The sequence below is a fragment of the Paenibacillus sp. JL3B1040 genome, from assembly GCF_057063165.1.
The window spans coordinates 123,294-140,526 of record NZ_CM169317.1 but is presented as its reverse complement, the minus strand read 5'-3'; the positions used below and the strand labels follow the sequence as shown (position 1 = coordinate 140,526).

The window sequence follows — 17,233 nt, the reverse complement described above, 5'->3', positions numbered from 1 at the left end:
CCCGGCAACGCTTAACTTGGGACTGGTCGTCGCTGACCCTCACTTAGCGCGATGATCCCTTTTGTTAAGGGAGCGGGATGACCTTCCTGATCAAACGGGATAAAGATGCAAAGCGTCCAAGCAAAGAATCTTAACCCCGGGAATTACATCTTGTCCGGTGCGGACACGCCGATCAAGCGGAGCACATTGGCGAGCGCCATGCGCACCCCGCCGAGCAGCACCAGCCGCGCCGCCGTCTGTTCCGCGTCCTCCGTAATGACGCGCTCCGCCCGATAATAGCTGTGGAACAGCGCCGCCAGTTCGTACACATAGCGGACCAGCCGGTGCGGCGCGTAATTCTCTGCGGCCACGCCGACTTCCTCCGGCAGCTCGCCGAGCTTCCGCAGCAGATCGTATTCGTGCTCGGCCGTCAGCTTGCCGAGATTCACGTTCTCTGCGGCCGGAACCCGAATCCCCTGCTCCTCCGCCTGGCGGAAAATGCTGCAGATCCGCGCGTGCGCGTATTGCACGTAATACACGGGATTTTCGTTCGAAGTCGAAATCGCCAGATCCATATCGAAATCCAGATGCGAATCCATGCTGCGCATCGTGAAGAAATAGCGGATCGGGTCGACGCCGACCTCGTCCATCAAGTCCACCATGGTGACCGCTTTGCCGGTCCGCTTGGACATCTTCACCTTCTCGCCATCCTGGAACAGGCTGACCATTTGCGCGATCAGCACGGTCAGCTTCTCCGGATCCTTGCCGATCGCCTGCATCGCTGCCTTCACCCGAGGAATGTAACCATGGTGGTCGGCGCCCCAGATGTTAATGATCCGGTCGAAGCCGCGGTCATATTTGTTGCGGTGATAAGCGATGTCCGGCGTCAAATAGGTGTACGTACCGTCATTTTTCACCAATACGCGGTCTTTGTCGTCCCCGTACTCCGTCGTTTTCAGCCAGGTTGCCCCGTCTTGCTCGTAAGTCTGCCCTTTATCACGCAGCTCGGCGAGCGACGCTTCCACTTGGCCGTCCTGGTACAGGGACGTTTCGCTGAACCAGACGTCGAAGCGAACCCGGAAGCGCTCCAGGTCGCGTTGAATTTTGGCGAGCTCTTTGTCCAGACCGAACTGGCGCAGGAACGCCGTCCGTTCTTCCTCCGGCATGGCGAGCAGCTTGTCGCCCTGCTCGGCGACGAGCTCCTTGGCGAATCCTTTGATATCTTCGCCGTGGTATCCGTCCTCCGGCATCTCCACGTCTTGTCCAAGCTCTTGGCGGTAGCGGGCTTCGATCGATTTGATCAAATTGACGATCTGATTTCCGGCGTCATTGATATAATATTCGCGCGTCACGTCATACCCGGCGAAATCCAGCACGTTGCACAGCGCGTCGCCTACGGCCGCGCCCCGGGCATGTCCGAGGTGCAGGCTGCCCGTCGGGTTGGCGCTGACGAATTCGACCTGCACCTTCTTTCCTTGGCCCAGACCGGTGCGGCCGTAGTTCTCGCCATCGCGGTACACCTGCAGCAGAATCGGGTACAGATAGCTCTTGCTTAATGTGAAATTGATGAACCCCGGGCCGGCGACTTCCGCCTTCTCGATGCCCGCTTTTCCGTGATCCAGCTTGCCGAGGATTTCTTCGGCGATTTGGCGCGGGTTTTTCTTCGCGATCCGCGACAGCTGCATGGCCGCATTGGTGGCAAAATCGCCGTGTGCTTTTTCCTTCGGCACTTCCAGCACAATGGCCGGGATCTCATCCCTTTGCGCCAGCCCTGCGGATACGATCGCGTCCAAAATCGCTTCCTTCAGCGCCTGGTTCATTTGTTCCAACGGATGGTGTGGCATTTATACGTCCTCCTGTATATATAAACTGAGTTCAAAACGTCCGGATAGTTCTTCGAACACGTATAGATCGTATTCCCAGGCTACCTGGCCAACCGTGTCCTCCCACCGGGTCTCCAACTTCACGGTATCGGTGGACAGGTTAAACCGGGTGAACGGGGAGCGGTAAAACCCCGGCAAGCGGCGTCCCGTGCGAAAGGTCTGCTCGGCCTCCACGCCACCGTGGCGCATGATCTTCAACTCGTCGCCGGTCACTTTAATCAGCGTGCGCGTCTTTGCCCCATCCGGCCCCGAGTCGGGCTCTTCGTATCGAATGTACACAGACTCGCCCCGGCGAACGGCATTCCCCCGCAGATGCTGCACCGTTTCCTCCGTTCCCTGTCGGCTCGTCAGTACGAGGCTCACCGGCTTCGTCTCCGGCATACGGCAATTCTCCTTCCGGCATCGATCCTTACTGTACTACTATAGCCAGTTCGTCCCGGCAATTCAATACATGCGGCCAAACGGCGCGCCCGCAATCCAAAAGGAAGCCGCTGCAACAGCGGCTTCCTTCTCCCGATCAAGATAGGGTTCATCGTAGTTTATAGAGGTTGGCTTAACGCGATGTATTTCACTTTTCCGTCCGCAAAATACAGATGAAACCGAAAATAATCGCCGACCTTGTAGCTCCAGCGGCTGACCAGCTTCAGGGCTTCCGGCCCCAGCTTCGCCATGACGGCGTCCGTGTCGATCCCGGTCTTCACGCCGTCCGCCGCTTGATGCTCCGATCGGGTAAAGACGATCATCCGATTCAAAGCCAACACCCCGTCCTTAAACAAACGAGCCTGTTTCACCTGGCCGGTGCCGTCGTCGTAAAACGGCTTCGCCCAAGCGAGGGTCTCCGGCCCGGCCTCGGCCAACCGCCGCTCCCAACCGTCGAAATCAAGTCCGTCCACCAAGGCGTCCTCCGCCTCCAACGGAGCCGGATCTACCGTCCCGGCCCGCTCCTGCTCCACCCTTGCTTGTTCCAACAGCGCATCCAGCGAAGCCAGCTCCTCCCGCTCGCGGAACAGCCCTTGCATCAGCAGCAGCACCTGGTCGTTGGCGTAATAATATTGCCCCTGGTACTCAAAGGCGTTATCGGTCAAATCATAGGTCAGTTCGTAGCGGGTATCCGTCAGCTTGAATTGCAGCACGATCGGCTTTCGCGAAGCCGCCGGAATCGGAACCGCGAGCGCGCTCTTCATATCCGTGTAGCGCAGCGATTGCAGCACCGCGAATTGCCGGTCCGCCGGAATGTCGGCATTGATGCCGTTTGCGCCGGCTGCAATCGCCAGAACTTCTTCCTCCTTAAAGGGAAGATGGTCCAGTAAATACGGCGATTCGGCTTCCGCGCCGATATTCCCCTCTCCGACAGCATCCTCCCCCGGTTCCGCGGCCGGCGCTTGGATCGGTGCGTTCGTAGAAACGTCGGATGGAGCATCGGGGTGGCCGTAAAAGATCCAGCCGGCCACCATTACAACAATGATCATCGTTAGGCCCGCGAGCATACTTCGGGCCGGGTTCTTCGTTTTGATAAGAATCCCGCCTTATCCCATTAGTGAGTAATGTTATAAATGCATACTAACATAATTTTACCAGGTCATTTATAGTCCGTATGTCGTATTTATTTCACGAACCCAAGCAGCATTTCACGGATTAACTTGGCCGCAACGATTTGCGTCTGCTCGGTGGGGTCGTAAACCGGAGCCACCTCTACCACGTCGCAACCAACGACGCGAACGTCCGAGCCGGCGATCAGGTGGACCGCTTGCAGAAGCTCCCGCGACGTGATGCCGCCGGCTTCCGCCGTACCGGTTCCCGGCGCGCAGGACGGGTCCAGCACGTCGATGTCGATGGTGACGTAGACCGGGCGGCGGCCCAGCTCCGGCAAAGCGCTCTCCAATGGTGCGGCCACGTCGAACGGATACAAACGGGTCTCTTCGCGGGCGAACCGAAACTCTTCGATCGAACCGGAACGGATGCCAAACTGATAAATGTTCTTCCCGCCCATCAGCCCCGCCGCCTTCCGGATCGGCGTCGAGTGGGACAAGGGTTCGCCTTCGTACTGCTCGCGCAGATCGGCATGGGCGTCGATGTGAATGAGCGCCAGATCCGGATATTTTTCGTATATGGCTTCGATAACCGGCCAACTGACGAGATGCTCTCCCCCGAGTCCGAACGGGAACTTTCCGTCATTCAGCAGCCCCCGGACATAATCGCGGATGATCTCCAGGCTGCGCGCGGCATTGCCGAACGGAAGCAGCAGGTCCCCGGCGTCGAAGTAGGTGAGGTCGAGGATGCTTTTGTCCAGATAAGGGCTATACTCCTCCAAACCGACCGAGGCTTGGCGAATCCGGGACGGGCCAAACCGCGAACCGGGGCGGAAGCTGACGGTAAAGTCCATCGGCATGCCGTAAATGACCGCCTTTGCCGAAGCGTAATCCTCTGAGCTGCAAATGAACACGTTGCCGGAATAGGCGGGATCGAGTTTCATCGGCGCGGCCCTCCTTATTTCACAAGGTCTTCCACGAATTTGGGCAGCACGAATGCCGCCTTATGCAGCCGTGGGGTATAGTATTTCGTATCCAGCTCGGGGATGCCCGTTTCGTCCACCTGCAGCGGATCATGGACCTTGCTGCCCATCGTGAACGTCCACAGCCCGCTCGGGTAGGTTGGAATGTTGGCCCCGTAAACGCGGACGATCGGAAAAATTTCTTTGACGTCCTTGTTCACTTTCCGGATCAGGTCGGCCTTAAACCAAGGGTTGTCGGTTTGCGCCACAAAGATGCCGTCGTCCTTCAACGCTTCGTAAATGCCTTGATAAAACCCGCGTTCGAACAGAGGCGCCGCCGGTCCGACCGGCTCGGTCGAATCGACCATGATGACGTCGTATTGATTTTTGCTCTCAATAATATGCATGTAGCCGTCAGCCACCTGTACATCCACCCTCGGATGATCCAGCTCTCCGGCGATTTCCGGCAAATATTTCTTGGAATATTCGATGACTTTGCCGTCGATCTCCACCAATACCGCTTGCTCCACTTCGGGATGTTTGATTACCTCGCGGATGACCCCGCCGTCCCCGCCGCCGACCACGAGCACGCGCTTGGGGTTCGGATGGGTGAATAGTGCCGGATGCGCCACCATTTCGTGATACACAAACTCATCTTTGACCGTGGTCATAACCATGCCGTCCAGAACAAGCATCCGGCCGAACTCCTCCGTGTCAAGCATCGCCAAATCCTGAAACTCGGTCTGTTCCGTGACCAACGTCTCGCGTATTTTCGCCGTAATCCCGAAGACGGGTGTTTGTTTCTCCGTAAACCATAATTCCATACTCTCTACCTTCTTTCCCAGTAATCAGCGCCTTTTCGTCGAAAGTTCATTTCCTATATTGTACCAAACGAAAAAATAATAACACATCTCCCGGGAAATCGGCGCGGCAGCCTCATCCGGCGTGAATGATCTCTCCCAAACTTTCCCATACTAAACAGAAGATAACCGCAGCACGGATACGTTTTAGGATCGGAAAGGAGAGTCCCTCGTGCAGAAACTTGTTCGCAGTGACCGACATCGTCATAAACGCAAACCCCGCCGTCCGTGGCTTCTGCTGTTCAAGCTGACGATCGGCGCCGGATTGCTCGGCCTGTGCACCGCCGCCATCCTGTTGCTCTACTTGTCCCAAGCGGAGCTGCCCCTCGCCGACTCGGACCGGAACTCCCAGTTGATCAACAGCCGGGGAGAGACGATCGCCGTGTTCTCGGACGGCGGAAAGAACCGGGAAAGCGTCGAGCTGGCGAACATCTCGCCCTGGCTGGTCAAGGCGACACTGGCGACCGAAGACCGGCAGTTTTACAGCCATTTCGGTTTCGATCTGAAAGGGATGGCCCGGGCCGCCCTCGTCAACCTGAAGGAAATGGGCACTGTCCAAGGAGCCAGCACCTTAACCCAGCAGCTGGCGCGGAATTTATACCTCTCTCATGAACGGACCTGGTCGCGGAAAGTCAAGGAAGCGATGTACACCGCTCAGTTGGAGATGAAATACTCCAAAGATGACATTCTGCGCATGTACCTGAACGAGATCTATTACGGTCATGGCGCGTACGGTATCGAAGCCGCGGCGCAGATGTATTTCGGGAAGCCGGCCAAGGACTTGAACCTGGCGGAAAGCGCGATGCTGGCCGGAGTTCCAAAAGGGCCCACCTATTATTCGCCGTTTAATCATATGAAGAACGCCAAGGACCGCCAGCGGACCGTGCTGTCGGCGATGGTCGCCACGGGGGAGATTACGCAGCGGGAAGCCGATCAGGCTTACGAAGCCATGCTGAAGTTTCAATCGCCGAAACGGCAAAGCCCCACCGATAAAGCTCCGTATTTCCGCGATTATATCCGGAACGTGGTGGTTGGCGAGCTGGGGTTTGACGAGATGCTGCTTGAGCACGGCGGGCTCAACATCTACACGACGCTGGATCCGGAGGCGCAGCAGGCAGCGGAAGCGGCGGTGGCTTCGGAGCTCGCGAACGCTCCGGAGCTGGAGGCAGCCCTGATCTCCATCGATCCGCGAAATGGCTTCGTCAAAGCGATGGTTGGCGGCGCGAACTACAAGCAGAGCCAATTTAACCATGTATTCGCCTCAACCCGCCAGCCCGGATCCAGCTTTAAACCGATTATGTACCTGACGGCGCTCTCTTCGGGGAAAATGACCAGCGCCAGCAAGTTCAGCAGCCAGCCGACCCTGTTCCACTACGACGACAACCGCAAAACGTACAGCCCGAAAAATTTCGGCGACAAATATCTGGGTGAAATCGATATGCGCCAAGCGATCGCCGCTTCGGACAACATTTATGCCGTCAATACGATTCTGACGGTCGGGGCGGATCAGGTGATCGAGATGGGGCGAAAAATGGGCATTACCAGCCCGCTTCAAGCCGTCCCGTCGCTGGCGCTCGGTACGTCGCCGGTCAGCCCGTTCGAGATGGCCTCGGCGTTTGCGGTCATCAGCAACCAGGGCCGCAGCGTCAAGCCGGTGGCGGTGCTGAAAATAACCGATTCAAGCGGGCGCGTGCTGTACGAGGCCAAACCGGCCCGAGGCGAGCAGGTCGTCGAGCCCGCTGCCGCCTACGTACTGACGCATCTGATGGAAAGCGTGTTTGAAACCGGGGGGACGGGCAACCGCGTCTCGAATGAGATCAAACGGCCGGTCGCCGGCAAGACCGGGACGACCAGCACGGACGCCTGGCTCGTCGGCTTTACGCCGGAGCTGTCGACGGCGGTTTGGGTCGGCTATGACAAAGGCAAGACGCTCGGCACGTCGGAGTCGCGCAAAGCCGCGCCGATCTTCGCCAAGTACACGGAGAAGGCGCTGGAAAAGGTACCTCCGAAGATTTTTCCGATCCCCGACGGCGTGGTCAGCGTGTATATCGACCCCGAGACGGGGCTGCTGGCGACCAAGGATTGCCCGGACAAGAAACGGGAGGTGTTCATTCAGGGCACCGAACCGACGGAATTCTGCACCGCGCACGGAGAGGGCGAGCCCAATCCGCTACCGCCTCCGGCCGAGGAGGAGAAGAAGGAAAGCCACTCTTGGTGGAACGACCTCAAGCGCTGGTGGATGGATTAACACGGGGGTTGGACAACGCACGCAAAAGCTCTTACGATAAAGGAAGCAAGCCGAAGTTGAAACTGGATCAAGGAGACTTCCTTTTCTATGGACTTTATCTTGGAACAGATCAAACCGGGGGCGCCGCTGCCCCCGGCTTTTTATCGATTGACGGCCCTGGAAGCCGCCCCCCGTCTGCTCGGGCAGACGCTCGTTCGCCGTACGGAAGAAGGCGACATCCGCTGCCGCATCGTGGAAACCGAAAGCTATGGTGGTATCGAAGATAAGGGCAGCCACGCTCATGGCGGACGCCGGACGGCGCGGACGGAGATTATGTTTGGCCCAGGCGGGAACGCCTACATCTACCTGATCTACGGCATGTACAACTGCCTGAACGTCGTGACCGGAGCGGAAGGAGATCCGCAGGCCGTGCTGATCCGCGCCGTGGAGCCCTTGTCTTCGGCGGACGAAGCGCGGATGCGCCGCAACCGCGGCACCGCTGCCCGCAAGCCGGCCGACTTGTCCGGCGGGCCCGGCAAGTTGTGCCGCGCGCTGGACATCAGCAAGGCGTTGAATGGCCTGCCGCTCGTTCAGCCCGGCGGGCAGCTATGGCTGGAAGGCGGGCCGAGGACGGAGGGAACGGGGACGGAAGAGACGATTGTCCAAGCGCCGCGAATCGGCATCGCTTATGCGGAGGAATATGCGGCGAAGCCGTGGCGGTTTTATTTTCGCGGCAACCCTTATGTGTCGGTCATCGACAAGCAGGCCAAAGTTTGGCCCGGGGGCTTTGAAGCTTGACCGTAACATTCAAAAGGTTCTTTGAATATTATGAAAAATCACTTATACTTGATATCAAACACATTCAAACATAAGTTTGAATATAGAGGAGGATGCGATCCATGTCCGATTTGGTCGAGGCTGCTGAGGTATGCGAGCAATATTGTACCGAACCCTCCCGCACGAACGGGCTCCGGGAAAGCCTGGAGGAGCGGGATGTTAACGGAATGGTCCAGTTGTTTAAAGCTTTATCCGATCCGAATCGGGTAAAGATCGCATATTATTTGCAGCATCAGGAACTATGCGTCTGCGATATCGCCGCTTTGCTGGACGTCTCGGTGGCGACGGCTTCCCATCACCTGCGCCAGATGAAGTCGCTTCATATCGCCAAATCGCGAAGAGATGGCAAGAACGTCTTCTACTCGTTAAGCGACCACCATATTCAAACGTTGGTGGCCATGACACTGGAGCATCAAAAGGAGCGATGAACGGATGAATCCGACTGTGGAAAATCACCGGCAACCCGAGGGAAGCCGTCGCGTGGAGTATCGCGTTCAAGGACTGTCCTGCCCCAACTGCACGCGAGAGATGCAGGAGGAAATCCAACGCCTCGAGCATGGGCAGGATGCCTCTCTTCTATATAATAGCGGGCGCCTGCTGATCGACCCCGGCGTGGATTTGCAGCAGGTCGAACGCATTCTGAAAAGGGACGGGGCAACTTTGATTCCATCGGATCCAGGCTTTGACGAGGTGGCGGCTGCGACGGGTGTCGGATCTGCAGCCCAAGCCGCCGTCGAAACCGGGCGCACCGGTGAGCCCAAAGAACACGAAAGCCGCTTGGGCCTGTGGCTGCTGGTGTTCTCCGCCGCGATGTACGGAGTGACGTTTGTGCCCGATGTTCCGGGCGCGATGCGAATTGCTTTGTACCTAGCGGCCATCGTCATCAGCGGATACTCTACTTTCCAGCGCGGGCTACGCAACCTGATCCGGTTGAAGTTCAACATGGATACGCTGATGACCGTTGCTTTAACCGGTGCGGCAGTAATTGGCGAATGGAAAGAGGCAACGCTAGTCGCGATATTGTTCGGCCTCAACGAGCTGCTGGAGGGCTACGGCATGAGCCGCGCTCGCCGATCCCTGTCCTCGCTCCTGGAGGCCGCTCCGAAAGAAGCGGTTGTGCTTCAGGGCGGGCGGGAATCCGTCGTTCCGATCACGCAACTCAAAGTCGGAGACGTGGTGCTTGTCCGGGCCGGGGAGAAGATCCCTTCGGACGGCACCGTTCGGGAAGGAACCAGCGCCGTCAACGAAGCGGCGATTACCGGGGAGTCCATTCCGGTAACGAAACGGCCCGGACAGCCGGTATTCGGCGGCAGCGTCAATACCGAAGGCCTGCTTCAGGTACGGATCGATAAGCCGTATGAGGACTCGTCCCTGGCCAAAATCATGCATCTCGTGCAGGAAGCGCAAGACAAGAAAACCCCAACCGAGCTGTTCATCGATCGGTTCGCGAAGGGGTATACGCCCGCCATTATGATTTTGGCTGCGTTGGTGATGCTGGTGCCGCCGCTGCTGTTCGGGCAGCCCTGGATGAAATGGGTTTACGAAGGCCTGGCGATCCTGATCGTCGGCTGCCCTTGCGCCCTCGTATTGTCTTCGCCGATCGCCCTGGTCAGCGGGATGACCCGCTGCGCCCGCCTTGGCGTGCTCATCAAGGGCGGCGTGCATCTGGAGCAGCTCGGGAAGGTGGACGCGATCGCGTTCGACAAGACCGGTACCCTGACGATGGGGCAGCCGGAGGTGCAGCGCGAGATCGCGTATGATCCGCAGCGGTTGTATGCGGTGGCCGCCGCTCTGGAAAGCGGCTCCCTACACCCGCTGGCCGCTGCGGTCGTACGCTACGTCGCCACCCGCAGCGGCGGCACCGAGCGGCCGCAGCCCGCCGGGCTCGTGACCTTGCCCGGCGTTGGCCTGAGCGCCGAGGTCGACGGCATCCGCTGCTTCGTCGGCAGCGAAGCGCTGCTTGCGCAGCTCTCCCTCGGCGGCGAGGAGCAGGCGCGCGTCGCCGCGGACCTCGCGCGCCTGAAGGCGGAGGGCCTCACCGTGGTGCTCGCCGCGGAATCCGCGCGCGTGTTGGGCCTGTTCGGCCTCGCCGACGAGCTCCGTCCGGAAGCTCCGGACGTCGTCCGCGCGTTGCACCGCGCCGGAGTCGCCCGCACCGTCATGCTGACGGGCGACCACGCCGCGGCAGCCCAGGGGATCGCCGCCCGAAGCGGCGTCACCGAATGGCACGCCGGCCTGCTGCCGGAGCAGAAGGTCGCGCACATCCAGGCGCTGGCCGGCCACGGCAAGGTGGCGATGGTCGGCGACGGGATCAACGATGCGCCGGCTTTGGCCGCCGCCGACCTCGGGATCGCCATGGGCCAAGGTACCGACAGCGCCGTGGAGACCGCCGACATCGTGCTGATGCAGGATCATCTCGGCCAGTTGCCCCGCGCCATCCGCATCGCCCGTCGGGCTAGTCGGATCATCGCTTGGAACATCGGCCTCTCGCTGTCCTTGAAGCTGATCGCCCTGCTGCTCACGATCCCCGGTTGGCTAACGCTATGGATCGCCGTCATGTCCGATATGGGGGCAACAATCGTCGTTACGCTGCTGGGGCTGACGATTCTGCTGGGCAAGGATCCCAAAACCGCGGACTCGCCTATCGTCCAAGCCATTTCTAAAAGCTGAGGCAAACGCCCGACGGGACCGATTGAGGGCGATTGTTGTCTTGCGTACTACTCTATAGGGCGAATCGGTTCTCCAGATACCAAGCTCAGATCGCATAAAGCTCGTTAAAAAAGCGACCCTCCCTGGGATTCAACACCCCGAGATGGTCGCTTGTTTTGCTTATCGTCTATTCGGTTATACTTCCAGCGCCGCCTTCAGTTCTTCCGGTGAACGATCCCACCATTCTGCGTTGGTCTCGATCAGCAGCCGTTTCAGTCCCGCCTTCTGTTCCTTGCTCACCCCGTCCAAAATCACCCTGCGCTTCAGCGCGTAATCCATTTTGTTCACATGGTCGGCGAGTATTTTCCAGCCGCGTCGCGCCTCCGTATCGATCCACATCTCGCAGGCCGTCATTCCGCCGTAAAACTGCCCTTCCGGTCCCCGGTCCACCGCCACCCAAACGATCCAGACTTGACGGCCGTTCGGTACGTCCTCGCGGTTGGTCGAGAATTTAATCCCCTTCTCCACTTTGCTTTTGGCGTGCATCGCCCCGACGTCAATGTACACCTCATCGCCGTCGATAATGACCGGAGACATGCTGTTCAAATCGATCGAACCCGCGCCGAATCCTTTATGTTTGCTCTTCTCGTCATTGCTGATAATATTGAGGGCAAAAATCTTTTTACCCGATTTCGGTGTCTGATCCATAATTCCCTCCATTTTCCTCGCCCTTGCCTTTCATGAATTCAGGGCCCGGTTGAGTCCAAGATTCGATGTCGAGTCAGCCTCTAGAAACCGCATCGTGATCAAAATCCTTCTTTTTGAACTACCTCTTCATTTTAATCAAAGTTCAAAAAGACGGCTTTTCAGCACCGAGAAGGTTGGACGAAACTAGGGACCGAGTAGCGGAGCGTAGGCAAAACCTACGTGAGCAACGGAGGGCCCGGTTGAGTCCAAGATTCGATGTCGAGTCAGCCTCTAGAAACCGCATCGTGACAAAATCCTTCTTTATTGAACTACCTCTTCATTTTAATCAAAGTTCAAAAAGACGGCTTTTCAGCACCGAGAAGGTTGGACGAAACTAGGGACCGAGTAGCGGAGCGTAGGCAAAACCTACGTGAGCAACGGAGGGCCCGGTTGAGTCCAAGATTCGATGTCGAGTCAGCCTCTAGAAACCACATCGTGATCAAAATCCTTCTTTTTGAACTACCTCTTCATTTTAATCAAAGTTCAAAAAGACGGCTTTTCAGCACCGAGAAGGTTGGACGAAACTAGGGACCGAGTAGCGGAGCGTAGGCAAAACCTACGTGAGCAACGGAGGGCCCGGTTGAGTCCAAGATTCGATGTCGAGTCAGCCTCTAGAAACCACATCGTGATCAAAATCCTTCTTTTTGAACTACCTCTCAATTTTAGCTAATAATCTTCCAATTGCAAACATATACATGCTGTAGATGCTTGTCAACGGGAGGTATCCATTGTATGACCCGACGTACTATGATTTACGGCCTTTCTATCCTTGCCTTGTGCCTCACCCTCGGAGCCGCCTGGCTGACCCTGCGTGGGGGCGGGGACTCGATGGCTTCATTCGTCCCGGCAAAGGCGGGGCCCAAGGCAGTCCAAAAAAACGGACAAACCTCTGTACCGCCGCAAGCCGAAAGCATTCAGCAACCGACCGCCGAAGTGCTCAGCAATCGGGTCGTCGAATACCACATCGACGTCACGCTGAACGAGCAGGCGGGCACGTTGACCGGTTCGGAGACGCTGACCTGGACCCATCCCGGCAAAAAAACGATCAACGAAGTGTATTTGCATTTATACCCTAACGCGTTTGCCTCCGAGGATACAACCTTTATGAAGGAATCGGGCGGGAAGCTGCGGAACGACGTCATGCCGAAGGACGGCTGGGGATCCATGGAGATCACCGAGCTGCGGACGACCGACGGCATTTCCCTGTTGCATCGGATTCAATACGTCCAGCCCGATGACGGCAATACGAAAGACAAAACCTTGGCCAAAGTGCGTTTACCCGTGTCGGTCCAAGGCGGCGAAAGCCTGACGCTGCGAATGAAGTTCACCGTAAAGCTGCCGAAAATTTTTGCTCGGATGGGTGTGGCCGACGATTTCGTCATGGCGGGACAATGGTTCCCCAAAATCAGCGTGTATGAGCCGGTGGGCACTCGGGGGCGGACGACGGAGGGCTGGAACCTCCATCAGTACCACGGGAATTCGGAATTTTACTCCGACTTCGGAATTTATAGCGTGAGGATTAACGTTCCTGAAACCTATACCGTGGCAGCCACCGGTTTTCAGACCAAAAAGGCGGTGCGGAAGGAAGGGCGGAAAACCGTTCAATTCTACGCCGACGACGTTCACGATTTCGCTTGGGCAGCCTCGCCGGATTTCGTCTATGCGGAAGAGCCTTTCTCCTCCGCGGAGGTTCCGGGCGTGCGCATTAAGCTGTATCTCGATCCCGCCCATAAAGACCTGAAAGAACGATACTTCTATGCCGCCAAGGTGGCGCTGGCGAACTACAGCAAATGGTACGGCCGCTACCCGTATTCCACGTTGTCGGTCGTTGTCCCGCCGGCCAGCGGCAACGGTGCGGGCGGCATGGAATATCCGACCCTGGTCACCGCATTCGGGGCCACCAGCGATTCGCCCGGTTACGACGAACTGGAGCGCACGGTCATCCATGAGATTGCCCACCAGTTTTTCTACGGGATGATCGCCAACAACGAGTTCGAGGAAGCCTGGCTGGACGAGGCCTTTGCCTCCTACGCGGAGGATAAGCTGATGGAACAGGAGTTCGGGATCGCCCCGAACCTGCCGATTCAGTCCGCTTTGATTACATCGCCGGCCCCGCTGACCCAAAACGCCTGGAAGTATGGCTCCGGAAACGGCTACGCCAAAAACGCGTATTACCGCGGCAAACTGATCCTGCTCGATATCGAGCGTCAGGTCGGCAGCAAGACGATGAAACGGATCATGAGCGTATACAGCCATAAATACCGGTTCAAACACCCGACGACGGCCGACTTTCAACGGGTAGTCGAGCAAGTGACCAGCCGGAGTTGGAAATCTTATTTTCAGCAATACGTCTACGACGGCAAAATGGCCGATTTCGCCGTAGACCGGATTCAAGTCACCCCGATCACCCAACAGGGGAACCGCCTATACGAGTCAAGTGTGGTATTTTCCCGCAAAGGGGCGACTCACCCGAAGGTCCCTCTGCTGTTCACTTTCACCGACGGGCACACGGTGCGCAAGCAGTGGAACGGGGTAGACACCCGCGTCGAAATCAAGCTGCAATATAAAGCGCCTCTGGCTTGGGTCCAAATCGACCCGGATTACACCTTAACGGTGGAGAACATGCATCTCAACAACTACCTGAAGGCGGAAATCCCGGAGACCACGTTGTCCCGCTCCAACATGAGCGTCACGAAACTGCTCGAGGCGATACTGGGGACATTCCTGTGGTAGCTCGACAGCAGTTCCTTATTCGGAAGAACTTCTCGATCAAAAGACTTTGTTAATCCACCTCTAAAGGAGGGAAAGAAATGAGTTTCGTTCGTTTGGGGTGGACCACCCTGAAAAGCCAATTTCCCTCGGTCATCATCTTGTTCCTGTACCAACTGCTGTGGGGACTGTTTCTGTACCGGCTGGTCGATACGGCCGTTACCGCGCTGCTGCAAAGATATCCCAACCCGCCGCCTACCGCGCTGTCGCAAATTCTGTTCCTGCTGGAAGGGCAAATCAATTTATGGAGCAATCCGGATGTTCGGTTATATTGCTGGCTACTGGGGGGAATGGCGGTTGTCCGCATGATCCTGACCCCGTTGATTCAAGCGGGGATCTTCTACGGCTTCACGCCGGCCGATCAACAAAACCCGGGTTTCCCCCTCTTCCGGGGAATGAAGAAGTTCGGCAAGCCGGTGATTCTGTTTTACGCACTGGAGCTTATGCTAACGATGCTGCCCGCCTTCTGGATTGTGCCCCGGCTGCTATCCCTTTGGCCGGAGTTGGCGGGGGGAGGAGGAGCCCCGCTTAGGGCCTGGCTCGTCGGGATCGGCTTGGTGCTGGGCTGGTTGATCTATGGCTGGTTAATCCGGCAGTTCCTGTTATTTGCCCAGTTCGGTTATTTGTTTAAAGCCGGCGTCTGGAGTTCCCTATTGCTCTGCTTCAAGAGCCTCCTGCAAGCGATCGGCATCACGGCGATTCTCGGGGCTTTTGGTGTGCTTCTTTTCCTGCTGTTCGGGACGGTCTCCTGGTTTTGGACCGGCCTGTTGGCCCTTATCCTGCAGCAGATCTACCCTCTTTTTCGCAGCGCATTTAAAGTTTGGAAGGTCTCCTCTCAATTTCATCTTTGGCAGTCGAAAGCACGAAAAAGTTAAAATTTTTTTACCCCTCCAAAACCCAGTAAAATCAAGGCCTTCGCCGTTTGGCGAAGGCCTTGATCCCTATTTCCCCTCTTAATCTTGCGAATTAACCATTGCCAAAAGATACCTGGCTTTGTTACAATAACAACAACGCAATTTCAGTAACAGTTTTGTAATTATTTTTGTCATCATTGGCAGGAGAATGACGCCGGATGTCGAATAAGTAAATTCAGGTGTGAAATCAAAGCCGAATTCCCTTCACCAGGGAAACGGGGGAACCACTTTGGGTGAATTGGTCTCGTCTTAGAGGGATCATAGGGAACCTTCAACCGAATCCTTAAGCTAACCTCGTAGGCATTGGAAGGAGCATAACTTCTTGAAGAAGCGTTTGACGGTAGCAGCAGTAAGTTTTGCCTTACTTTTCACCATTGGAACTGGTAGCGTTTTCGCCGATTCCAAATTGGACAGCGTAATCGACGGCGCGTTGGGAAGCAACTACGTTTCCGGCGGCACCACCACAGACGGTTTCGACTGTTCCGGATTTACCCTGTACGTCTTCTCGAAAATCGGCATCAAGCTGCCTCACCAATCCGGCTCTCAGTACAAAATGGGAACCGCAGTCGAGAAAAGCGAATTGATCACCGGCGATTTGGTCTTCTTCAATACTTCCGGCAAAGGCGTTTCCCATGTCGGCATCTACGTCGGCGACGGCAAATTTGCTCATGCCTCCTCTTCCAAAGGCGTAGTCATCAGCAAATTAAGCGAGAAGTATTACGTCGAGCGTTACGTTGGAGCTAAACGCATCATGAGCACCGACAAGTATGAAGATGTAACCGGTGATGTTACTGATCACGATGATGTTCAATAAGAACCGCCACGAAGCCTGTGGGGATGTTGATCACAACGTCTCTGCGGGTTTTTTTCTTTTCCGTTGCCCCCCCTTAGGAACCATTTATCCTCGATTTTCTTCGTCAAAACAGGCCAAAAGAAGCCTTTTCCCCAATAAACTTGTCAACTCTGGACGCCTTTGGTAAAATGAACAACGTAAATGGTAACAACTTTGTAATGATTGCTGTAATTGATCTTAAGGCAACAGCTTGGGTGCAACCTACAACGAAACTGCCGAATTCCCAAGCACCCGGGAAACGGGGGACCCAGCATAGGGTGAATTGGTCTCAACAATAGGGTACAGGTTCAAAAAGTTAAGTTTGGAGCACCGAGAAGGTTGGATGAAAGATGACTTTTTAACCCTCCTTGTATAGTGAGATCATAGGGGAACCTTCAACCGAATCCATAAGCTAACCTCGTAGGCCTTGGAAGGAGTTTGACATCTTGAGAAAGACCTTGACAGCAGCGGTAACGAGTTTGGCTCTTCTGTGCACGTTGGGGGCGGGGAGCGCCTTTGCCGACGCGCAAGCCGCAGAACCGACGCCGCTAGCCAGCATCGTCGATTCCGTGTACGGGACACCCTACAAATTTGGAGGCACCACCACATCGGGATTCGATTGCTCCGGGTTTACCCGGTACGTGTTCAGCCAAATGGGCATCAAGCTTGCACGCGTATCTTCCGCCCAGTATAAGCAGGGAACGCCGGTAGCGAAGAGCGAACTCCAGGCAGGGGATCTCGTCTTCTTCAAAACCACGGGGGCAAGCAGAGTTTCTCATGTCGGCATTTACGTCGGCGACGGCGAATTCGCTCACGCATCCTCATCCAAAGGCATTCGCATCGACAAGCTGAGCAGCAGCTACTACCAGAACCGCTACGTTGGCGCGAAGCGGGTTCTCAGTAAATACGGATACTCCGTCTACGCTGCGGAATCTTAATCTTATTCTTACGGGTTTCAACAAGTTCATCGTCTCTCGCCGCAAGCCCAAGTTTCCGACTCGGAACAGCTTGCGGTCTTTTTTGTCCGCACCCCTATCTATATAAC

14 protein-coding genes and 2 riboswitches are annotated in these 17,233 nt (G+C 56.6%); of the genes, 8 read left to right on the top strand and 6 right to left on the bottom strand.

Going from position 1 to position 17,233, the window contains the following annotated elements; genetic code table 11:
• Positions 1–143 precede the first annotated feature (143 nt).
• From argS to speE, 5 genes are all read right to left on the bottom strand, one after another.
• A complete protein-coding gene (gene argS / locus ACZF99_RS00620; protein ID WP_483608172.1) occupies positions 144–1,823 on the bottom strand; it encodes an arginine--tRNA ligase in 1,680 nt (559 codons plus the stop codon).
• On the bottom strand, positions 1,824–2,243 hold the full coding sequence (locus tag ACZF99_RS00615; protein ID WP_483608170.1) for a YwiB family protein: 420 nt from the start codon (positions 2,241–2,243) through the stop codon (positions 1,824–1,826).
• Between the two features lie 158 nt (positions 2,244–2,401).
• Positions 2,402–3,331, bottom strand: coding sequence for a hypothetical protein (locus ACZF99_RS00610; RefSeq protein WP_483608168.1), 930 nt, complete (start codon positions 3,329–3,331; stop codon positions 2,402–2,404).
• 134 nt (positions 3,332–3,465) lie between these two features.
• Positions 3,466–4,335, bottom strand: coding sequence for an agmatinase (gene speB / locus ACZF99_RS00605; RefSeq protein WP_483608166.1), 870 nt, complete (start codon positions 4,333–4,335; stop codon positions 3,466–3,468).
• Positions 4,336–4,349: 14 nt separating this feature from the next.
• Positions 4,350–5,177, bottom strand: coding sequence for a polyamine aminopropyltransferase (gene speE, locus ACZF99_RS00600; protein ID WP_483608164.1), 828 nt, complete (start codon positions 5,175–5,177; stop codon positions 4,350–4,352).
• A 208-nt stretch (positions 5,178–5,385) separates the two neighbouring features.
• Between speE and ACZF99_RS00595 the strand changes: the two genes are divergently transcribed.
• The 4 genes from ACZF99_RS00595 to ACZF99_RS00580 all read left to right on the top strand — a co-directional run bounded on the left by ACZF99_RS00595 (position 5,386) and on the right by ACZF99_RS00580 (position 10,947).
• On the top strand, positions 5,386–7,461 hold the full coding sequence (locus ACZF99_RS00595; RefSeq protein ID WP_483608162.1) for a transglycosylase domain-containing protein: 2,076 nt from the start codon (positions 5,386–5,388) through the stop codon (positions 7,459–7,461).
• An 87-nt stretch (positions 7,462–7,548) separates the two neighbouring features.
• Entirely contained in the window at positions 7,549–8,238 is a 690-nt protein-coding gene (locus tag ACZF99_RS00590; protein WP_483608160.1) for a DNA-3-methyladenine glycosylase, read from the top strand.
• Between the two features lie 101 nt (positions 8,239–8,339).
• Positions 8,340–8,705 (top strand): ArsR/SmtB family transcription factor, encoded by a 366-nt coding sequence (locus ACZF99_RS00585; protein ID WP_483608158.1) that lies wholly within the window; start codon positions 8,340–8,342, stop codon positions 8,703–8,705.
• A gap of 4 nt (positions 8,706–8,709) precedes the next feature.
• Entirely contained in the window at positions 8,710–10,947 is a 2,238-nt protein-coding gene (locus ACZF99_RS00580; protein ID WP_483608156.1) for a heavy metal translocating P-type ATPase, read from the top strand.
• 174 nt (positions 10,948–11,121) lie between these two features.
• Here the strand turns inward: ACZF99_RS00580 and ACZF99_RS00575 are convergent, their stop codons facing one another.
• A complete protein-coding gene (locus ACZF99_RS00575; protein WP_483608154.1) occupies positions 11,122–11,634 on the bottom strand; it encodes a YwhD family protein in 513 nt (170 codons plus the stop codon).
• Between the two features lie 771 nt (positions 11,635–12,405).
• Here ACZF99_RS00575 and ACZF99_RS00570 point away from each other — a divergent pair.
• The 4 genes from ACZF99_RS00570 to ACZF99_RS00555 all read left to right on the top strand — a co-directional run bounded on the left by ACZF99_RS00570 (position 12,406) and on the right by ACZF99_RS00555 (position 17,126).
• Positions 12,406–14,406, top strand: coding sequence for a M1 family metallopeptidase (locus ACZF99_RS00570; RefSeq protein WP_483608152.1), 2,001 nt, complete (start codon positions 12,406–12,408; stop codon positions 14,404–14,406).
• Between the two features lie 77 nt (positions 14,407–14,483).
• Positions 14,484–15,317 carry a hypothetical protein gene (locus ACZF99_RS00565; protein WP_483608150.1) on the top strand — a complete coding sequence of 278 codons (834 nt, stop codon included), beginning with the start codon at positions 14,484–14,486 and terminating at the stop codon, positions 15,315–15,317.
• Between the two features lie 220 nt (positions 15,318–15,537).
• Positions 15,538–15,674, top strand: a riboswitch (cyclic di-AMP (ydaO/yuaA leader).
• Between the two features lie 4 nt (positions 15,675–15,678).
• The gene (locus ACZF99_RS00560) at positions 15,679–16,170 is read left to right on the top strand and encodes a C40 family peptidase (RefSeq protein ID WP_483608148.1); all 492 of its coding nucleotides are present in this window, start codon (positions 15,679–15,681) and stop codon (positions 16,168–16,170) included.
• A gap of 242 nt (positions 16,171–16,412) precedes the next feature.
• A riboswitch (cyclic di-AMP (ydaO/yuaA leader) is annotated at positions 16,413–16,630 on the top strand.
• 4 nt (positions 16,631–16,634) lie between these two features.
• The gene (locus tag ACZF99_RS00555) at positions 16,635–17,126 is read left to right on the top strand and encodes a C40 family peptidase (protein WP_483608146.1); all 492 of its coding nucleotides are present in this window, start codon (positions 16,635–16,637) and stop codon (positions 17,124–17,126) included.
• The last annotated feature ends 107 nt before the right edge of the window (positions 17,127–17,233 follow it).

Bases quoted from the DNA above. Each gene is read 5' to 3' on its own strand.
- argS (WP_483608172.1), bottom strand. From the start codon at position 1,823: ATGCCACACCATCCGTTGGAACAAATGAACCAGGCGCTGAAGGAAGCG.
- ACZF99_RS00615 (WP_483608170.1), bottom strand. From the start codon at position 2,243: ATGCCGGAGACGAAGCCGGTGAGCCTCGTACTGACGAGCCGACAGGGA.
- ACZF99_RS00610 (WP_483608168.1), bottom strand. From the start codon at position 3,331: ATGATCATTGTTGTAATGGTGGCCGGCTGGATCTTTTACGGCCACCCC.
- speB (WP_483608166.1), bottom strand. From the start codon at position 4,335: ATGAAACTCGATCCCGCCTATTCCGGCAACGTGTTCATTTGCAGCTCA.
- speE (WP_483608164.1), bottom strand. From the start codon at position 5,177: ATGGAATTATGGTTTACGGAGAAACAAACACCCGTCTTCGGGATTACG.
- ACZF99_RS00590 (WP_483608160.1), top strand. From the start codon at position 7,549: ATGGACTTTATCTTGGAACAGATCAAACCGGGGGCGCCGCTGCCCCCG.
- ACZF99_RS00585 (WP_483608158.1), top strand. From the start codon at position 8,340: ATGTCCGATTTGGTCGAGGCTGCTGAGGTATGCGAGCAATATTGTACC.
- ACZF99_RS00580 (WP_483608156.1), top strand. From the start codon at position 8,710: ATGAATCCGACTGTGGAAAATCACCGGCAACCCGAGGGAAGCCGTCGC.
- ACZF99_RS00575 (WP_483608154.1), bottom strand. From the start codon at position 11,634: ATGGATCAGACACCGAAATCGGGTAAAAAGATTTTTGCCCTCAATATT.
- ACZF99_RS00570 (WP_483608152.1), top strand. From the start codon at position 12,406: ATGACCCGACGTACTATGATTTACGGCCTTTCTATCCTTGCCTTGTGC.
- ACZF99_RS00565 (WP_483608150.1), top strand. From the start codon at position 14,484: ATGAGTTTCGTTCGTTTGGGGTGGACCACCCTGAAAAGCCAATTTCCC.